17 protein-coding genes and 4 tRNA genes are annotated in these 18,787 nt (G+C 61.9%); 10 read left to right on the top strand and 11 right to left on the bottom strand.

The window, feature by feature from the left end:
* Window positions 1–111: 111 nt before the first annotated feature.
* The 6 genes from P9875_RS11510 to P9875_RS11535 are packed head-to-tail and all read left to right on the top strand — an operon-like array spanning window position 112 to window position 4,032.
* Window positions 112–495, top strand: coding sequence for a LiaF transmembrane domain-containing protein (locus P9875_RS11510; protein WP_278318439.1), 384 nt, complete (start codon window positions 112–114; stop codon window positions 493–495).
* Entirely contained in the window at window positions 485–1,300 is an 816-nt protein-coding gene (locus P9875_RS11515; protein ID WP_035817364.1) for a LiaI-LiaF-like domain-containing protein, read from the top strand. Before P9875_RS11510 ends, P9875_RS11515 begins: the two co-directional genes overlap by 11 nt.
* A 6-nt stretch (window positions 1,301–1,306) precedes the next feature.
* Window positions 1,307–2,383 (top strand): sensor histidine kinase, encoded by a 1,077-nt coding sequence (locus tag P9875_RS11520; protein ID WP_278318440.1) that lies wholly within the window; start codon window positions 1,307–1,309, stop codon window positions 2,381–2,383.
* 11 nt (window positions 2,384–2,394) lie between these two features.
* Complete coding sequence (locus tag P9875_RS11525) at window positions 2,395–3,123, top strand: LytR/AlgR family response regulator transcription factor (protein WP_278318819.1); 729 nt, start codon at window positions 2,395–2,397, stop codon at window positions 3,121–3,123.
* Between the two features lie 54 nt (window positions 3,124–3,177).
* Window positions 3,178–3,582: a type II toxin-antitoxin system RelE/ParE family toxin gene (locus tag P9875_RS11530; protein ID WP_099402751.1), complete on the top strand. Its 405-nt coding sequence runs from the start codon at window positions 3,178–3,180 to the stop codon at window positions 3,580–3,582.
* Window positions 3,583–3,615: 33 nt separating this feature from the next.
* Window positions 3,616–4,032, top strand: a complete 417-nt coding sequence (locus tag P9875_RS11535; protein WP_278318441.1) for an XRE family transcriptional regulator — start codon at window positions 3,616–3,618, stop codon at window positions 4,030–4,032.
* A gap of 7 nt (window positions 4,033–4,039) precedes the next feature.
* Here the strand turns inward: P9875_RS11535 and P9875_RS11540 are convergent, their stop codons facing one another.
* The 3 genes from P9875_RS11540 to P9875_RS11550 all read right to left on the bottom strand — a co-directional run bounded on the left by P9875_RS11540 (window position 4,040) and on the right by P9875_RS11550 (window position 8,752).
* The gene (locus tag P9875_RS11540; protein WP_278318442.1) at window positions 4,040–6,304 is read right to left on the bottom strand and encodes an ATP-dependent DNA helicase; all 2,265 of its coding nucleotides are present in this window, start codon (window positions 6,302–6,304) and stop codon (window positions 4,040–4,042) included.
* Window positions 6,301–7,953, bottom strand: coding sequence for a VRR-NUC domain-containing protein (locus P9875_RS11545; protein ID WP_278318443.1), 1,653 nt, complete (start codon window positions 7,951–7,953; stop codon window positions 6,301–6,303). Before P9875_RS11545 ends, P9875_RS11540 begins: the two co-directional genes overlap by 4 nt.
* Window positions 7,954–8,047: 94 nt before the next feature.
* Window positions 8,048–8,752 (bottom strand): SMI1/KNR4 family protein, encoded by a 705-nt coding sequence (locus tag P9875_RS11550; protein ID WP_278318444.1) that lies wholly within the window; start codon window positions 8,750–8,752, stop codon window positions 8,048–8,050.
* 165 nt (window positions 8,753–8,917) lie between these two features.
* Between P9875_RS11550 and P9875_RS11555 the strand changes: the two genes are divergently transcribed.
* Window positions 8,918–10,147, top strand: coding sequence for an MFS transporter (locus P9875_RS11555; protein ID WP_278318445.1), 1,230 nt, complete (start codon window positions 8,918–8,920; stop codon window positions 10,145–10,147).
* A 165-nt stretch (window positions 10,148–10,312) separates the two neighbouring features.
* Here the strand turns inward: P9875_RS11555 and phaP are convergent, their stop codons facing one another.
* From phaP to P9875_RS11575, 4 genes are all read right to left on the bottom strand, one after another.
* The gene (gene phaP, locus P9875_RS11560) at window positions 10,313–10,924 is read right to left on the bottom strand and encodes a TIGR01841 family phasin (RefSeq protein ID WP_278318446.1); all 612 of its coding nucleotides are present in this window, start codon (window positions 10,922–10,924) and stop codon (window positions 10,313–10,315) included.
* 107 nt (window positions 10,925–11,031) lie between these two features.
* Complete coding sequence (locus tag P9875_RS11565; RefSeq protein WP_035817380.1) at window positions 11,032–11,226, bottom strand: hypothetical protein; 195 nt, start codon at window positions 11,224–11,226, stop codon at window positions 11,032–11,034.
* A gap of 47 nt (window positions 11,227–11,273) precedes the next feature.
* Window positions 11,274–13,514, bottom strand: a complete 2,241-nt coding sequence (locus P9875_RS11570) for an ATP-binding protein (RefSeq protein ID WP_278318447.1) — start codon at window positions 13,512–13,514, stop codon at window positions 11,274–11,276.
* A 102-nt stretch (window positions 13,515–13,616) separates the two neighbouring features.
* A complete protein-coding gene (locus tag P9875_RS11575) occupies window positions 13,617–14,042 on the bottom strand; it encodes a winged helix-turn-helix transcriptional regulator (protein ID WP_278318448.1) in 426 nt (141 codons plus the stop codon).
* 116 nt (window positions 14,043–14,158) lie between these two features.
* Between P9875_RS11575 and P9875_RS11580 the strand changes: the two genes are divergently transcribed.
* On the top strand, window positions 14,159–15,010 hold the full coding sequence (locus tag P9875_RS11580; protein WP_278318449.1) for an SDR family oxidoreductase: 852 nt from the start codon (window positions 14,159–14,161) through the stop codon (window positions 15,008–15,010).
* Window positions 15,011–15,097: 87 nt separating this feature from the next.
* Here the strand turns inward: P9875_RS11580 and P9875_RS11585 are convergent.
* From P9875_RS11585 to P9875_RS11595, 3 genes are all read right to left on the bottom strand, one after another.
* A tRNA-Leu gene (locus P9875_RS11585) sits at window positions 15,098–15,182 on the bottom strand.
* 68 nt (window positions 15,183–15,250) lie between these two features.
* Window positions 15,251–15,335, bottom strand: a tRNA-Leu gene (locus tag P9875_RS11590).
* Between the two features lie 69 nt (window positions 15,336–15,404).
* Window positions 15,405–15,489, bottom strand: a tRNA-Leu gene (locus tag P9875_RS11595).
* Between the two features lie 107 nt (window positions 15,490–15,596).
* On the opposite strand from P9875_RS11595, the gene P9875_RS11600 reads away from it, so the two are divergent.
* On the top strand, window positions 15,597–15,761 hold the full coding sequence (locus P9875_RS11600; RefSeq protein WP_219313196.1) for a hypothetical protein: 165 nt from the start codon (window positions 15,597–15,599) through the stop codon (window positions 15,759–15,761).
* A gap of 30 nt (window positions 15,762–15,791) precedes the next feature.
* Here P9875_RS11600 and P9875_RS11605 read toward each other — a convergent pair.
* Window positions 15,792–15,876 (bottom strand) — tRNA-Leu (locus P9875_RS11605).
* 388 nt (window positions 15,877–16,264) lie between these two features.
* Here P9875_RS11605 and rnr point away from each other — a divergent pair.
* Complete coding sequence (rnr, locus tag P9875_RS11610) at window positions 16,265–18,775, top strand: ribonuclease R (RefSeq protein ID WP_278318450.1); 2,511 nt, start codon at window positions 16,265–16,267, stop codon at window positions 18,773–18,775.
* Window positions 18,776–18,787 lie beyond the last annotated feature (12 nt).

The raw sequence follows: 18,787 nt of genomic DNA on the forward strand, positions 1-18,787 counted from the left end.
ATTTCCACCGTTGCGCCATTCACCGCTGTCTTTCCGCCATTCGCCGAAGCGTTGTTTTCTCCTCCCCGAAATCCGCGTATCTTTACGATCAACCAACTTCAAGGGGTGACCGTGAAACCTGAACCAGCCTATTGCCGCCGTACCCAGCTGCTGTGGGGCGTGCTGCTGATCGCCATCGGCGCCATCGTCCTGCTGGACCGGCTCGATGTGATCTATCTCCACGATTACTATTCACTATGGCATTATTGGCCGGTGATACTGGCCGTCTTTGGCCTGAACAAGCTGCTGACGCCCGTCTCCGCCAAGCAGGTACTGAGCGGCCTGTGGCTGATCTTTTTCGCCGCGTGGTGGTATGTCTCGTATGAAGAACTGTGGAACTTGCATTTTTACAATAGCTGGCCCGCCTTGCTGATCGCCTGGGGCGTCGGTCTCGTGCTGGAACCGCTGCTGAACAAACATTTTATTGCCTACCGGGAGTCCGAGCATGAAAAATAAACCGCCGCTGCACTCGCCATCGCAGATCGTGCTGGGCGTCATCGTCATCGGCCTGGGGCTGCTGTTTCTGCTCGACAACCTCGGTTTCATCGATGTGCGCTATACCTTCCGCTTCTGGCCCACGGCGCTGATCGTGTTCGGTCTGCTGAAACTGTCGCAAAGCCGCAGCGCGAACGGTTATTTATTGGGCGGCATGCTGGTGCTGCTGGGCGTGGCATGGACCCTCAAGCACATGGGTATCTTCTACATGAACTGGGACTTGCTGTGGCCCTTGCTGATCATCGGCCTGGGCGTGGCCGTCGTGTCGAAATCCTTGCCCGGCGCGCAGCAGCGCCAGCGCCGCCGGCGCTTTGGGGCGCAGCAGGATGGCCCCGCAGCGCCTGACTCGTTCGGCCAGGCCAGAAATGGCGCCGTGTCGCTCGACAAGGACGCCGCCGATGCCACGGCAGCGCCCGGCGCCAGTGGACAATCGGACGATGACAGCATCATCGAAGTGACGGCCATCCTCGGCGGCTACGTGCGGCGCGTGTCGTCGCAGCGCTTCAAGGGAGGCGATATCAATGTCATCATGGCCGGCTGCGAAATCGACTTGCGCCAGGCGTCGATCGAAGGCGAAGCCGTGCTCAACGTATTTGCCCTGTGCGGCGGCGTCACCATCAAGATTCCGCCCGACTGGAGCGTCGTGCTGCAGGGCACGCCCATCCTCGGAGGCTTCGAGGAAAAGACCATCGTGCCGCCGAACCAGGCCAAGCGCCTGTACGTGACGGGCTACGCCATCATGGGCGGCCTGGAAATCCGCAACTAGGCGCGCATGTCGGGGCCTTTGTCGAAGCGGCGTGGCGCCGTGGTGGTGTTCCTGGTCTGCATCGCGCTGGGCCTGGCCCTGGCTTCCATCCTGGCCAGGGTGGCGCACGCGCCCTGGCTCAATGCCGTCGTGCTGGTGGTGCCCGCCACGCTCGTGTATGCGATCGGTTCGGGTTTTTCCGCATACTACCTGTGCCGCGCCTACCCCTTGCACGCCCGCCATCCATTCGCCATCGCCGGCGTGATGGGCGTGGCGGCGCTGTTCGCGGGCTTGCTGTGGGCCACCCTGCTGCAATTTTTGAACAGCGTCAGCCTGGTGCTGGAGCTGCGCTGGCTGGGCGTGAACCTGACGCAATCGCTGCTGGCCCTGTTCTTCGGCCTCGGTGCGCTGCTGTATTGCCTGGCTGCCGCCGTGCATTATCTGTTGCTGGAATTCGTGCGCGCCAGGATGGCCGAGCAGCGGGGGCTGGAAGCGCAACTGACGGCGCAGGAAGCGCAGTTGCGCATGCTGCGCACGCAGATCGATCCGCATTTCCTGTTCAACAGCCTGAACTCCATCAGCGCCCTGACGTCTATCGATGCAAAGGGCGCGCGCCAGATGACGGTGCAGCTGGCCAGTTTCTTTCGCCAGAGCCTGAGCCTGGAAGCGCACAAGCACATTACCGTGGAGCAGGAACTGGTGCTGATCCGCCACTTTCTCGCCATCGAGCACGTGCGTTTCGGCGCACGTCTGCAAGTGACGGAAAGCCTCGACACTGCCGCGCTGGCGTGTCTGCTGCCACCCATGCTGATACAGCCGCTGGTGGAAAATGCCGTCAAGCATGGTATCTGCGGCTTGACGGAAGGCGGCCTGATCGCCATCGAGGCGCGGCGCGTAGGCAGCCTGCTGCAGCTCGCCGTGCGCAACCCGGTCGATGCGGATCAAGGGCCTGAGCGCGGCAATGGCGTCGGCCTGGAGAACGTGCGCCAGCGACTGGCCGGCGCGTATGGCCATGAGGCCAGCGTGCACTGGGGCCGGCGCGACGGCCATTTCGAAGTGATGATTTCCATGCCGGCGCAGACCGGCGACACGGAGGAAGCATGATGCAGGCAAGAATGCGGGTGGCCATCGTCGATGACGAATTGCTGGCGCGCAGCGTGTTGCGCGAATACCTGGCGCGCCACGACGATATCGATATCGTGGCCGAGTGCGCCAACGGCTTCGAAGCCGTCAAGGCCATCGCGGACCTGGAACCGGAACTGGTGTTTCTCGACATACAGATGCCGCGCCTGGACGGCTTCGAAGTGGCCGAATTGATCGGCGCGAAGACAAAGCTGATCTTTGTCACGGCCTACGACCAGTACGCCTTGAAAGCGTTCGAATGCCATGCCCTCGACTATCTGCTCAAACCATTCAGCGAACAGCGCTTCGACCAGGCGCTGGCCCATGCGCGCGCCAATCGCAGCTTGCCCGAGACTGTGCTGACGCTGGCACGCGAGGCGGCCACGCGCAGCGCGCCGCTGGACCGCGTGCTGATACGCGACGGCGCCAAGGTCCACGTGATCGCCAGCGCGCGCATCGAGTACATCGAGGCGCAAGATGACTACATCAGCATCCGTTCCGAGGGCAAGTCCTACCTGAAAAGCCAGACGCTGGCGGAACTGGAGACCCAGCTCGACCCCGCCAAGTTCCTGCGGGTGCACAGGTCGTATCTGCTCAATATCGACGGTATCCGCCGCATCGAGGCGGCGACGAAAGACAGCCACGTGGCCATCCTGCGCGATGATACGAGGATACCCGTGAGCAAGGCGGGCTATCAGAAGCTCAGATTATTGGTGGGTTAGCATTTTCGCTGGCGTAGATGCATAATCATCTACGCATGATATCATCTGGAGGTGATGGTGAATGCGCCGAGGACATGGCCGGTCACGTTTCACGATGACTTCGATGCGGAATTCGATGCTCTGCCGATAGATGTTCAGGATGAATTGCTGGCGAGTGCCGATGCGCTGTCGAAGCTGGGCCCGGCTGCCGGGCGTCCTCACGTTGGGACGTTGAAGAATCCCAAACACCCGAACATGAAAGAGCTGCGTTTCAAGGCCAATAACGGGGTAGAGGTGTGGCGCGCGGTCTTTGCGTTCGATACGAGGCGTGAGGCGGTCATTCTGGTTGCGGCGGCCAAGCAAGGTGTCAATGAGGACAAGTTTTACAGGGATTTGTTATTCAAGGCAAATGCTCGCTACGAGCAACATCTCACCAACCTGGCTGCGGCGAAGGCGAGGCAGGACAAAGGCAGTAGATGATTTCAGGAGCAGGAGTTTGTCATGGGAAGAAATGTGAACGACGTCATCCACAGTTTGCCGGCCGAGCGGCAGGCAAAAATTGCGGCTCTATCCCAGGAAAAGATGCACGAAATGATAGCGCACGCCGCCACGCTGACGGATTTCCGCAAGGCAGTAGGCAAGACCCAGGCGGAAGTTGCGAAGGAACTGGGGATTCAACAGCATGCCGTTTCCCAACTGGAAAAGCGTACCGATACTTATGTCTCGACCTTGCGCCGTTTTTTGCAATCGCTGGGCATGACATTGGAGATGTCGGTCGTTGCGCAAAACGGTGTGCGTATCGAACTGCAAAATTTTCTGCGCAGCCAGGAAGTTGATGCGGATGTCCATGACAGTGCACTTGCTACGCCTGCGACGCCCCCAGGGAAGCGGAAAGCCGGCGTGTCGCGCAAGCGGGCTGGCAACACCTGAAGCTGCTTTATCCAGTAGCTAGCTGCACATTCCACCACGTCGGCAAGAGCTGGCGGATTTCCGGCCGTGAAAAACGGTCGTCGATCAGGTAGACGACGCCCTTGTCGGACGTCGTGCGGATCACGCGGCCGGCCGCCTGCACCACCTTTTGCATGCCTGGATACAGATACGTGTAGTCGTAGCCGGTACCGAAGATGTCGCCCATGCGCTGGCGGATTTGCTCGTTGACGGGGTTGATCTGCGGCAAACCGAGGGTGGCGATGAAGGCGCCGATCAGGCGCGCGCCGGGCAAGTCGATGCCTTCACCGAAGGCGCCGCCCAAAACGGCAAAGCCGATGCCGCGCGTGTCCAGGCCAAAACGGCCCAGGAATTGCGCGCGGGCAGTATCGTCCATGCGGCGCGGCTGCTGCCAGATCGGCACGTCCGGGTAATGCTGGGCAAACAGGGTGGCCGTCTTTTCCATGTAGTCAAAACTGCTGAAGAAGGCCAGGTAGTTGCCCGGCGTTTCAGCGTATTGCTTCGCCATCAGCTGGGCGATGGGCAGCAAGGAGGCGGCGCGGTGCTGGTAGCGTGTGGAAATGGTATCGGCCACGCGCACGGACAATTGTTCCGCCTGGAACGGCGATTCCACGTCGACCCAGGCCGTGTTGGCTGGCATGCCCAGGGTGTCGCTGTAGTAATTCCACGGGCTCAGGGTGGCGGAAAACAGGGCCGTGCTGTGGCTGGCCGCGAAGCGATCCTTGAGAAATGGCGCCGGCACGATGTTGCGGATGCAGACGGTGGAACCCGTCTCCGTTTTGCTGACGTCGAACAGCGAATGCGCGCCGAAACTTTCCGCCAGGCGGTTGATCAGCAGCACGTCGAAATAAAAGCGCTGTAAGTCTTCATCTAGCGCGGCCGCGTGTTCGGCCATGTAGTCGCCGATGGCCGTCGCCACCCCTTGCAGGGCGCCAAAGAATTTGTCGGGCAAGGCGGGATGCACGTGGTAGTCGCCATCCTGCTCTTTCAGCAAAGCCGTCCACTGGCGCGAGAGGCGGTCGAGCGGCTTTTTCAAGGCGTCGGGCGCGAACTTGCGCAGCATTTTCAGGTGGATCTGCGCCAGCTCGGCCGAATACATGTTGCGCGCACGCGACACCATATTGTGCGCTTCGTCGACCAGCACATTGACTTTCCAGTCGTGGGCCAGGGTCATGCCATACAGCATGGCGCTGAGGTCGAAGTAATAATTGTAGTCGCCGATGACGACGTCGCTCCAGCGCGCCAGCTCCATGCCCAGGTAGTAGGGACAAATACCCTGCTGCAAGGCGATGGCGCGCACGGCTTCCTTGTCGAGGATCAAGCCGCTGGCCAGCGCCACTTCGCGCGCCAGCGGCAGGCGGTCGTAAAAACCCTTGGCCAGCGGACACGATTCGCCATGGCACGCCTTGTCCGGATGCTCGCAGGCGCTGCTCTTGGCGCTCAGTTCCAGCACGCGCAAGGGCAGCAGCGGGGCGCTGTCCTTGAGGATGGCGCAGGCGTCGAGCGCCATTTGCCGGCCCGGCACCTTGGCTGCCAGAAAAAACAGTTTATCGAGGCCATGCGCGGCCGTCGCTTTCAACATGGGGAACAGGCTGCCCACCGTCTTGCCGATGCCGGTCGGCGCCTGCGCCAGCAAGCCGCAGCCACGGCTGCTGGCCTTGTACATGGCTTCGGCCAGCTGGCGCTGGCCCGGACGAAAATCGGCATGGGGAAAGGCCATGGCTGTCAGTTGTGCGTCGCGGCTGGCCCGGTGCGCCATTTCCTGCTCGGCCCAGTCGAGGAAGAGGGCGCAATGCTGCTCGAAGAAGGTGCGCAGCGCCTCGGCGGCGCACTCCTCGTGCATGACGGTTTCCTTCTGGCTCACGATATCGAAATACACGAGCGCCACGCGCAGCATGGGCAAGTTCAGCTGCCGGCACAGCAGGTGGCCATAGATGCGCGCCTGCGCCCAGTGCAGCTGGCGGTGGTTGGCGGGCATCGCGTCGAGTTCGCCCCGGTAGGTCTTGATTTCTTCCAGCTGGCGCCGCGCCGGGTCGTAGCCATCGGCGCGGCCGCGCACGTGCAGGGGGCCGAAGTCGCCGCACAAGCTGATTTCGCGCTGGTAATCGTCATCGCGCCGGCCCGTCACGGTGGCATGGCCCGCCATGCCTTCCTGCGCCGTGGGGGACGGCGTGAAACGCAAGTCCAGGTCGCCCACCTTGGCCGTGAATTCGCACAGGGCGCGCACGGCGATGGTGTAAGTGTTGCGGCTCATGCTGCCGCCTGCCATTGCAGGTAGCACACGCTGACGGGCATGGCGTGCTCGGCGCAATACGCGATCCAGCGCAGCTGGTTGTCTTGCAGGCGGTCGCCCGGACCCTTGACTTCGATCATGCGGTAGCGCCGTTCCGCAGGCCAGAACTGGATCAGGTCGGGAAAGCCGCTGCGGTTGCTTTTGATGTCGAGCAAGATGCGCTCGAACGCCTTCTTCAGGTGCGCGGCCGGGATGCAGTCCAGCGCCAGGTCCAGCAAGCCGTCGTCGAGTACGTCCCAGCTGACGAAGGGCGAGACGATGCCGTGCTTGGCGGCAAGCGTGGCGCGGATGGCGGCGTGGTAGCTGCCATCGTCCAGTTGCGCCAGGCAAGCGGCAAAGTCCAGGCAGCGGCGCTGGTAAAAATCGGCGCTGTGCAAGTCGGCTGGGCCCCTGTGAAACGGGTGGAAGAAGGCGCCCGGCATGGGCTTGAAGATGGCGGGCCAGCACAGCAGGCCGAACAGCGAATTGATCAGGGTGTTTTCCACGTAATACACGGGGGCGTCATCCTGCATCAGATGTTGCTGTACCACCCCTTCCACGTAGCACGCCTGTTCAGGGCAGGGCAGCAGCAGATCGATGCGTTCCACGGCGGCGGCCGCGTTGGCCGCCTGCTTCGCATGGCCCAGTTTGCGCCGCAAACGGGGCGCCATGCGCAACAGCAATTGCTGTTCCGCTTCGCTTTCCGGCGCGGCCTGGGCGATCATCAGGCGCTCGTAGGCAGCTTGCGGCTGCTCATCTTTCTCCAGCACGCGGATGGCGCGGCCACGCGCGCCCGGATAGCGGCAATCGGCGTAGGCGCGGTAGGCTGCCGGCCAGTCCTGGCATTTTTCCAGATGCTGGGCGATCTGGAAGCGCAGCTTGTCGCGCCGGCTGGCCAGCCAGGTGTTGTCCTCGGACAAGGGCAGCGCAGCCAGTTCCTGCAGCACCTCGTCCGCCGGCGCGCTGTCGTTGTAGCGTTCGCGGCACTGGTGCAGCACTTCATAGTGTTCGATATCCTGGCGCGTGCGAAAACCGCGTGACTGCGGCGAGAATTCCACTTTTTCATATTGGTACACGCCGAGGTCGGACAGCACGAACTCCGACCAGTCCTGGTGATAATTGCCAAAGTAAATCAGGCGCAGGCGGTCGCACAGCGCTTGCAAGTCGATGCGGTACAGCACGTCACTGGAAGCCGGATGCCAGGCGGAAAACGGTTTACTTTTTCTATGCTGCTCGCGCAAGGCATCCAGTTGCTCCGCCTTGCGCGCCGCCTTCAGGGGCGCGTCGAGAGCGAAGGCCTGGACAATTTCTACTTTCAGCAGCAGGTCGAACAGTTCATCGAGCGAAATGGCAGGATCGGCTTCCACCCAGCCCGTGGCGAGCAAGGGCAGGGCGGCGGCGCGCGTGTCGCCGATTTCCGGGTAATTGAGCTTGCTGGCGCGAAACAGGCAGCCCTTGCGCATGACGAGGCGCACGAACAGGGCGCGCGATGGCTGCGGCAGGGCGCCGAAGGCGGCGATGAACTGCCTCTCTTCAGGACTCAGCAGATCGGCGTAACGCGCGGCTATCCAGTTCAGCACATCCTGGAAATTATCCAGATAGTACAGGGGATTTTCCAGGACTCTCAACATGGGGATGGCAATAGGGCAAGATGCAAGGTGATGGGTTTTACTGTGTTTATATACAGTTTAAACCTTCAGCCGCCGCTTGCCCAGCGAATTATGTTCAGTCAGCCGCGCTGTAGGCAAAACCGCTGTCGAACTTTTCGTAGGGAATCAATTCCGCGCGCAGGCTGGCCAGTTCGATATCGGTCAGCAAGCCCCGGTGCGCCTCCGTGCGTCCTTTCGGCAACGCCACGTCGTAATCGATGATGTCCCGAGCCAGCAGGCCCTGCAGCACGTCGGCTTGCCGCGCCGTCAGGTAGCGCGCATGCGTGCCCAGGGTTTTCGTCAGTTGATCCTTGAATGCCTCGTCGCTGACGTCGTTGTACGTATCCTGGTCGGCCATGCTGTTTAACAATATGTGAACCATGAAATCTTGCAGGTTTTTCGCCAGGTACTGGGCTTCATTGTCGTCATGCCACAGCAGCACGATGGGCATCTCGCCGTCTTGCTCGCCTGACGCGAAAAAGCAGTAGTGGTCGCCCGCGCCCGTTTGCGCGAACGGGATGAACTGGAAGGCGGGGTCGATCTGCCGGTAATTGTCCGTATCCAGCAGCGCGTCCACTTCCGCGGCAACGGCCTCGATGTTGAGCAATTCAAAATCGTCCGCATGCAACAGCAGGGTGGGCCGCTCCGTCAAGGTGGGATAGACCAGCTTATGCCAGTCGGGGCCATATTCGCCCACGGCCAGCATGCCGTCGCGCTCCAGCTGCCGATACAATGCGGGATAGGTGAAGCCGTGTTGCCGTTCAATTTCTGACAGTGTCATGTTTGCCCCGTTAAACGTGATTCGTGTGGGCATGATAGCCGAGGCCGTGCCTGGCACGCTTCACCGCAGCAAGGAGGGCGCCATTAATAAACATTTACATTTGCTTATGTGGCATGGCCACGTATGCTTGCCAGACTAAGCCAGACTAAAATTCGCCGAACCCGCATGAAAAACATCATCCTGATTTCCGCCGCCTGCCTGCTGGCGCTGCTGTCGACCATCGGCGCCTCGCTGCCATATCCTATCCTGCCGCCCCTGTTCGCGGCCGAAGCGCCGAATGCCTTCAATAATTTCCTCGGCTTGCCGTCGAAATTGCTGTTTGGCCTGGCGCTGACCATCAACCCGCTGGGCTTGCTGATCGGCTCGGCCCTGCTGGGCCCCTTGTCCGACCGTTATGGCCGCCGTCCCTTGCTGATGCGCACTGCCGTGGGCGCCGCCATCGGCCACGCCATCACGGCCTGGGCGCTGGTGATCCAGTCCTACCCGCTGTTCATCGTCGCCCGTTTCATCACGGGTTTGCTGGAAGGGAACGGCGCCGTGGCGCGCGCCATGCTGGCCGACCAGCTGACGGGTCCGCTGCGCCTGCGCGCCATGTCATGGCTGAACGGCGCGTTTTACCTGGGCTGGCTGGTGGGCCCGATCCTGGCGGGCGCGACCCTGCATTGGGGCGTGACGGTGCCGTTCTGGATCGCCGCCGCAGCTTTGATGCTCGTCGCCGTGCTGGTGGCCGTGGGCTTGCCGCGCGAAACGCCCTCGCTCTTGACGACGTCGTGGTGGCAAGTGGCGCGCGACCGCCATTCGCTCAATTTGCTGCGTCATGAGGAGTTGCGCACGCTGTTCATCGTGCAACTGGCATTTACGTGCGGCGTGGCCAGTTTTTACGAGTTCTATCCGCTGTGGCTGGTCGAGACGGCCAATTACCACGCACAGGAGATTGCCTGGGTGAATGTGGGACTGTGCGGCACGATGACGGTCACGTCCTTGCTGGCGGGCGGTCCCAGCCGCCATGCGCCCTTGCTGCGGGCCAGCTGGTATGCGTGCGGCGTGGCGCTGGCCGTAGGAATCTTAGCATTGGGTAATATCTGGGTGGGCATCGCGGCCATCGTGCTGTTCGGCATTCCGAATGCGCTGTACAACACGGTGATACAGGGCTGGTGCGCCGAACGCTTCAGCGCGCACGGGCAGGGTGCCGTGATGGGTTTGCTGGCCACCACCTTTTGCATCGCCAACATCGTCGTCGCCCTCAGCGGCTCCGTGCTGACCCTGATCGATACGCGGCTGATCCTCGTCGCGGGCGCCGTGTCCGCCGCCTGGGCCGCGTGGCGCATGGTCGCCTGGCGGCGGCAGCTGGACGGCGCCGTCGAGGCGAAGGCATGCCAGGATTTATGCGGCTAGGAGTTGGCTATCTTTCGGGGGTATGGGAGGGGGCGAATGCCGGACCCTGCCGGTGGATTCATTGTAGGTCGGGTTTGCGCTACGCGCGTAACCCGACATTCCTGCTGCGCCAACACTATTGTCGGATTACGCGCGGCTTCGCCGCGCTAATCCGACCTACGTCGCTTATTTTTTCGCTGCTTTCGGCTTGGCAGCCGGCGCCGCTTTTTCAGCCGCGGCGGTGGCGCCGTTTGTCGCCTTTTCCGTTGCCTGCGCCACTTGCGCGCTGGCCTTGGCGATCTGCTCTTCCACTGTTTTGACGGCCTGTTTCGTGGCCTTGGTCACTTGTTCGTAACCGAGGAAGGCGTTGTCGATGGCGGCCTTGACGATGGCGACGGCGTTTTCCGAGCCTGGCGGTACGTTTTTCGTGACGTCGTAGATCAGGGCGCTCAGATTGCTTTTCGCTTCGGCCACATGGGCTTCGGCGGCCGTGGTGAATTCCGTGTGGATTTCCTTGATGATGTCGTCGAGCTGCTGTTTATACGCTTTCGCGCCGGCCACGCCTGGTTGAAGCTGGGCGGCGGCGGCGGCCATGGCGGCTTTCGGATCCTTGGCCTGGCTGATTTCCTTGCCGGCGGCAAGGCCATCCTCGATGCCGGACCTGGCGGTGGCCATGTTCAGCGCCAATACCTGTTCCACGCCTTGCACGGCTTTGGAGGTGAGGGTGTTGAAGGTCATCAGCTGGAATTCAAACAGGGCCTTGGTGGCCGTTGCGAATTGTTCGGGATTCGTAAACATGTGGTCTCCTCGGTTTGAATAGATACGTTCTTATCGTTCCATACTCTTTCGACGCCGCAATGCCATCGCTTGATCTCAAGCCGGTGCCCCGTGTGGTCATGGCCCCATTATTTAACAAGCGCCGGTTTTTCGCAACGGCTATCTTTGTACGGTCCCGAGGCCAGTTCCCAGCCAAATCCCAGGGTCGATTGGGCGCACGACAGGGTGCCGTCGATCTTGCTGCGCCATTTGTACCAGGGGGCGGGTCCGGCCATTGCGCAGGCGCAAACTGCCAGCAGGGCGGCGGCGGTCAGGTATTTCATGGGTGCTCCGAAAGAAATGCTTGCGGGCATTGTAGCGCGCTTGTCATTCAGGGGGCGGGCGCTTGCGGCGCGGCGGCGGGCAGCTGCAGGGTGAAGGTGGTGCCGCTGCCATCGCCGGTGCTGCTGGTGGCGTCGATATGGCCGCCCAGCACGCCCGTGACGATGTTGTGCGCCACATGCAGGCCCAGGCCCGAACCGCCGGAACCGAGCTTGGTCGTGAAGAAGGGGTCGTAGACGTGCACGAGGTCGTCGGCGGCGATGCCCACGCCCGTGTCGGCGATGGACATGGTGATCGTCTTGCCGTCGTCGCTGCCACGCGCCCTGATGTGAATGGTGCCGCCGCTGCGGCCCTCGAAGGCGTGGCGCAGGCAGTTTTCCAGCAGGTTGCTCAGTACCTGGCCCAAGGGACCGGGATAGCTGTCCATGGCCAGGCCCTCGGGCACGTCCTGCGTCAGCGTCAAGCCGGCGGCCTTGAGCTGCGTGCACAGGGGCAGCATCAGCTCGGCGACGAACTGGCGTAGCAGGAAGTGGCGGCGCTGCGAGCTGGCGCGGTCGACGGCGATCTGCTTGAAGCTCGACACGAGGTCGGCGGCGCGCTGCAGGTTGCGCAGCATGATGGCATCGGCCTCGCTGGCCTGGGTCAGGTAGGCGCCCAGTTCGGAGCGGCGCAAGCCGTCGAGGAAGCTGGCCTGGATTTCGCGCGTGCGTTCGGCCATGGTGGTGGCCACCACCAGGCCGTTGCCGATCGGCGTATTGAGTTCATGCGCGATGCCGGCCACCAGCGCGCCGAGCGCGGCGAGCTTGTCGCGACGCACCAGTTCTTCCTGCGTGATGGACAGGTTTTCCAGCGCGGCGGCCAGTTCCAGGTTCGTTTGCTCCGAGTGTTCCTTGGCCAGCGTCAGCGCTGCCGTTCGTTCTGCCACCAGGTCTTCCAGGTGGGCGCGGTGGCGCTGCAGCTCGCGTTCGTGGCGCATGCGGCCAATCGCGATGCCGGCCAGGTCGGTCGCCGTGTCGATCAGTTCCAGGTCGCGCGCGTCTGGCTTGCGCACTTCGCGGTAGTACATGGCAAACGAGCCGAGCACGGCGCCATCCTGGCTGAAGATGGGACGCGACCAGCAGGCGCGCAAGCCGAACGGCGCGGCCAGCTCGCGGTAGGGCGCCCACAGCGGGTCGTGCATGATGTCGGTGACGACCACCGGTTGGCGCAGGAACATGGCCGTGCCGCAGGAACCCACGCCGTCGCCGATGGCCACGCCTTCGAGCAGGGCCATGTACTCGGGCGGCAGGCTGGGGCCGGCCGCGCTGTGCATGTGGACGCCGTCGTCGTCGAGCAGCATGATGGAACAGAGCACGCCGCGCGACTGGCCTTCGATCAAGAGCAGCAAGTGGTTCAGGGTGGGGGTCAAGGGCGCGCCCTTGGCGACCATTTCCAGCAGGGCGCTCTGGCCCGAGCGCATGGCTTCGGCGAGGTTGCGTTCGGTCAAGTCGATGATACGCGCATGCACCAGCTGGCGGCCTGGCACGGACAATCGCATCAGGCGGATTTCGCAGGCGATCGGGTGGTTGTCGCGATGGCAGCAGCTGGCGCGGAAGACGACGATCTTGCCTTGCAAGGTATCGCGGATCTTTTCTTCCAGCAATTGCGGCGAGGCGCGGCCATCGCCCTGATGCCTGGGGAACAGCGGCTCCATGCCGCCTTGCAGCAGCTCGGCCAGCGGCATGCCGAACAGTTCCTCGGCCAGGTGGTTGGCGTCGATCAGCAGGCCGTTGTCGATATCGAACAGCAGCACGGCGTCGGGCGAACCGGCCAGGATGGAGTGGTAATTGACTTCCAGCGTTTGCGGATGCAGGGGGCGCGGCGGTGTGACGGCATGCGGCGCGGGCGCCTCGGCCCTGTGCAGCGCCAGTTCCATGAGGATTTTTTCCGCCACGTCGCGCGCATTGAAGGGCATCTTGATGTAGTCGGAGGCGCCGGCGCCCACGCTGCGGCCCTGCTCCTCGGCGCTGGGCGTGGCCGACATCAGCAGCAGGGGCACGCTGTGGCGTCCGCCCGCATTGCGCAGGCGCATGCAGGTGGCGCCGATATTCGAGCCGGCCAGGGCCGCGTCAAGCAGGATCAGGTCCGTGCCGCCGGCCGCCAGTTCCACGCCCTCGTCGATATCGCCCGCCAGTCCCGTGCCCAGGTTATGCCGGTCCAGCACATACAGCAGTTCGCGCACATCGTTCGGCGAATTGCTGACCAGCAGCACATTGGCCCGGTCGGTGATGGAAGAAATCAACTGATTCATGGTATCGCGCCCTTACGCGTTTCATGGGCCTAGTATTACATCAAGGCAAGTAGGAGTAAACGATAATTCTTGATGACCAAAAGCAAGGGTCGCAGCACTCGTTCAGGCGGCGTTTTGTGCGGCTTGCGGCGCCAGATCGGCGCGCGCCTGCTCGATGCGCGGGTAATTATCCTCGATCCAGTCGACCAGCACGGCCAGGCGTTCGGCCGCCTCGCGTCCCAGCGGCGTGAGGCTGTATTCCACCTTGGGCGGGATCACCAGATACGCTTGGCGCAGCACGAAGCCGTCGCCAGCCAGCGCTTCCAGGGTTTGCGCCAGCATTTTTTCGCTGACGCCGCCCACTTCACGGCGCAGTTCGCTGAAGCGCCGCGTGCCGCTCAGCAGTAGCACCAGCACCAGCACGGCCCAGCGGCTGGTGAGATGGCTGAGCACGGCGCGCGACGGGCAGGCGGCCGCCAGCAGGTGCGCGCCCTGGGTTTGCAGGGCGAGGGCAGCGCGCAGGCTGGCGCCGGGAGTGTCTGTGGACATGATAGTTGGCCTTGTTAGTGGGGAATACATTCATACTTACCAAAAGGTACGTACTTACAATAAGTAAGTAATAGTCCTATTATAGGGTTTTACCACCCACGTACCAAGGAGAAATCATGATCGTCATCACCGGCGCCACAGGCAATCTGGGCCAGCACGTCATCGCCAGCCTGCTCAAGTCCGTTCCTGCCGCCAGCATCATCGCCGCCGTGCGCAACCCGGCCAAGGCCGGCAATCTGGCCGCCCAAGGCGTGCAAGTGCGCCAGGCCGATTACAACGATGGCGCCAGCCTCGATGCGGCATTCAAGGGCGCGACGAAAATCCTGCTGATTTCGTCGAGCGAAGTGGGCCAGCGCGCGCAGCAGCACCAGAACGTCATCGATGCCGCCAAGCGGGCCGGCGTGGCCCTGCTGGCCTACACCAGCGTCTTGCGCGCCGACACGTCGCCGCTGGGCCTGGCCGCCGAGCACGTGATCACGGAGGCGGCGATTCGCGCATCCGGCCTGCCGTACACTTTCCTGCGCAACGGCTGGTACCTGGAAAACCATACGGAACACCTGGCGCCCGTGCTCGAGCATGGCGTCGTGCTGGGCGCGGCGCAAGACGGGCGTTTCTCGTCGGCCGCGCGTCTTGATTACGCTGCCGCCGCCGCTGCCGTGCTGACAGCGGATAAACCGCAAGCCATCTATGAACTGGCGGGCGACCAGGGCTTTACCCTGGCGGAATATGCGGCCGAAGTGGCGCGCCAGTCGGGCAAGCCGATTGTGTATAAAGATTTGCCGCAGGCGGACTTCAAGGCGGCGCTGGTGGGCGTGGGTGTGCCGGAAGGCTTTGCCGACCTGCTGGCTGATTCCGATGCGGGCGCGGCCAAGGGCGGCCTGGAAGACCATGGCAAGCAATTGAGCGCGCTGATCGGCCGTCCGACGACGAGCCTGCTTGACGCCGTGAAGGCGGCGCTGGCCAAATAAGGGGAGGGTGCCGCAGGGATGCGGCATTCTGGAATGAAAAAAGCCGCAAACTCGTGAAAGTTTGCGGCTTTTTTGCGAATTAGGTAATGGTGCCCACGAAGGGACTCGAACCCCTACACCCGAAGGCACATGGACCTGAACCATGCGCGTCTACCAATTCCGCCACGTGGGCACTGATGCTGCTTACAACGATATCTCACTACTGTACTGCGGACTACAACGAAAACAACTCGTTGCTGGTGGTGCCCACGAAGGGACTCGAACCCCTACACCCGAAGGCACATGGACCTGAACCATGCGCGTCTACCAATTCCGCCACGTGGGCATTGTGTTGCTTGTTACTGCTATCTTACTACTGTACTGCGGATCACAACAATGAACAACTTGTTGCTGGTGGTGCCCACGAAGGGACTCGAACCCCTACACCCGAAGGCACATGGACCTGAACCATGCGCGTCTACCAATTCCGCCACGTGGGCATTGTTACTACTTGCTGCTTGTCGCTGCGTGTTCTGCAGCGAGGACAAAATCATAAGGGCTGGCGCGCATTCGGTCAATCAACATTTTGCACTTTTCTTCAAGAAACATGTTTTTTCGTCTGAAAAGGGCTGTTCCCTATGAAAAATGGCTGGATCTGCCTCTTTTTTCAGCGCTTTTCCGCAGCTTTCCGTCCGTACGCGTGTCAGGTGATCCGGCTGCCTGGAGGGGAGTGCTTTTTGCTGCGGAAATGAAAAAAGCCGCAAACTCGTGAAAGTTTGCGGCCTTTTTGCGAATTAGGTAATGGTGCCCACGAAGGGACTCGAACCCCTACACCCGAAGGCACATGGACCTGAACCATGCGCGTCTACCAATTCCGCCACGTGGGCACTGATGCTGCTATTACTACTTGTTGAAAAATAACTTCACAACAATTCTGCTATTATAGCGACTTGAAGAGTTTTGCGCCAGATGAGCTTTCGCTCCATACTGCACATCAACCCTGTACCGCTTTCCTGCAACTGCATTCCCGTGAAGGTTTGTCGCTGCAAGAGACCGAGATTATAGAGCAATATTTGCCGAAGTCAAATGCATTGCGCAGCTTTTCTCCTTTTTTTCATCGGCGGGGCACTTGTTCGGTTTCCGCTACGCTGTCCGTTAGGCAAACCAAGGCGTCCTCCGGTACACTACCGGACATCACCGTGTCAATATTGACGGTGATGTCATCGGTCTTTGTCTTCCGTTTGATCACTGTCAATAACAACTATAGAAATACTTTTGAGCCAAAATACCCACACCATCCCCAGCCGGGAGGACATTCTCGGCATATTCCGCAGCGTCAGCGCGCCTCTCGACCCGCAGTCTCTCGGGAAAACGCTGCAAGTGCATGCCGATTCCATGGATGTCCTGGTCCGTCGCCTGAAGGCGATGGAGCGCGACGGCCAGCTCAAGTCTGACGCCAGCGGTGTTTTCAGCCTGGCCGACCAGAGCGCGCTTGTCGCCGGTCGCGTCACCAGCCACCGCGATGGCTTCGGCTTCGTCATTCCCGACGACGCCAGCGCCGACCTGTTCCTGCCCGAGAAAGAAATGCAGAAAGTACTGCATGGCGACAAGGTCATGGCCCGCATCGTCGGCACGGACCGCCGCGGCCGCCCTGAAGGCACGATCGTCGAAGTCACCTACCGCGCCAACACCCACGTCATCGGCCGTTTGATCCATGAAAACGGCACCTGGGTCGTGGCGCCGGAAGACCAGCGCATCGGCCAGGACATCCTCGTCACCGGTTCGGTCGGCAAGGCAAAAGCCGGCCAGATCGTCAGCGTCGAACTGACCGAGCAACCGATGCGCTTCAAACAGCCGGTCGGCAAGATCGTCGAAGTGCTCGGTGCGCTCGATGATCCCGGCATGGAAATTGAAATTGCTGTGCGCAAATTCAACGTGCCGCACATCTTTTCCGCCGCCGCCCTCAAGCAAGCTGAAAAGCTGCCGTTCGAAGTGCGCGCCGCCGACCTGAAAGACCGTGTTGACCTGCGCGACGTGCCTTTGGTGACCATCGATGGCGAGGACGCGCGCGATTTCGACGACGCCGTGTATTGCGAACCCGTCAAGATCGGCCGCGCCAACTGCTTCCGCCTGATCGTGGCAATTGCCGACGTCAGCCATTACGTGAAACCGAACGACGCGCTCGATGCCGATGCGCTCGAACGCAGCACGTCCGTCTACTTCCCGCGCCGCGTGATCCCGATGCTGCCGGAAAAACTGTCGAATGGTTTGTGCTCGCTGAACCCGGCCGTCGACCGCCTGACCCTCGTCTGCGACGCCGTCGTCAGCGACAAGGGCGAGCTGAAGGCGTACCAGTTCTACCCGGCCGTGATCCACTCTGCCGCGCGTCTCACGTATGACGAAGTCGCTGCCGTGCTGGGCAACACCAAGGGCCCCGAAGCGGCACGCCGCGCGGACATCCTGCCGCACCTGCAGAACCTGGAAGCCGTCTACCGTGCCTTGCTGAAAGCGCGCACGGAGCGGGGCGCCATCGATTTCGAGACGACGGAAACCTATATCGTCTGCAATACGGCTGGCAAGATCGAAAAGATCATCCCCCGCACGCGCAACGAAGCGCACAAGATCATCGAAGAGTGCATGCTGGCGGCCAACGTCTGCGCGGCCGATCTGTTGCTGCGCAACAAGCATCCAGGCACGTACCGCATCCACGCCAGCCCGACCAAGGAAAAGCTCACGCAAGTGCGCACCTTCCTCAAGCAAGTCGGCCTGAACCTGACGGGCGGCGACACGCCATCGGCATCCGATTACCAGACCCTGATGCAGCAGATCAAGCAGCGTCCCGACGCGGCCCTGCTGCAAACGATGCTGTTGCGCTCGATGCAGCAAGCCGTCTACAGCCCGGACAATATCGGCCACTTCGGCCTGGCGTACGAGGCTTATGCCCACTTCACCAGCCCGATCCGCCGCTATCCCGACCTGCTGACGCACCGCGCCATCAAGGCCATTCTGCAAGGCAAGAAATACGAGCCGAAGCTGTCCGAGAAGACCGTGCTGAACACCAACGTGTCGAACGCCACGCGCAAGCAGCAGGCCAAGGACAAGGCCGACGGCAAGCCGAAAAAGACGGATCTGACGATCTGGGACGCGCTGGGCGTGCATTGCTCGGCCAACGAGCGCCGCGCCGACGAAGCGTCGCGCGACGTCGAAGCCTGGCTGAAGTGCTACTTCATGCAAGACAAGCTGGGCGAGGAGTTCACCGGCACGATCACCGGCGTGACCACCTTCGGCGTGTTCGTGCAACTCGACACCCTGTTTGTCGAAGGCCTGGTGCACGTCACCGAGCTGGGCACCGACTACTTCCAGTACGACGATGCGCGCCATGAATTGCGCGGCGAACGCACGGGCAAGCGCTACCAGTTGACGGACCGTCTGACGGTGCAAGTGGCACGTGTCGACCTGGAAACGCGCAAGATCGACCTGCGTTTGGTGACCGATGCGGAACTGGCGGGCGAAGAAGCGCCAGCCAAGCAAGCTGGCGGCAAGCGCAAGGGTGAAAAGAAATCGATGGTCAAGCCCGGTCCCGCGACCGAGCAGCGCCACGAGATCAAAACCAGCGTCAATGGCGGCAAGGGTTCCGGCGGCCGTTCCAACGGCGCCAAGCCTGTTGCCAAGGAAGTCCCCAAGGCAGCCGCGCCGAAGCGCAGCAAGAAACCAGCCGCGGCACCCGCTGCGGCGGCACCACGTGCAGCAAAAACTGTATCAAAATCAAGCAAGAACAAGCGATAAAAGAAACGATAA

The sequence above is a fragment of the Janthinobacterium rivuli genome, assembly GCF_029690045.1.
Classification (GTDB): Bacteria; Pseudomonadota; Gammaproteobacteria; order Burkholderiales; family Burkholderiaceae_D; genus Janthinobacterium; species Janthinobacterium rivuli.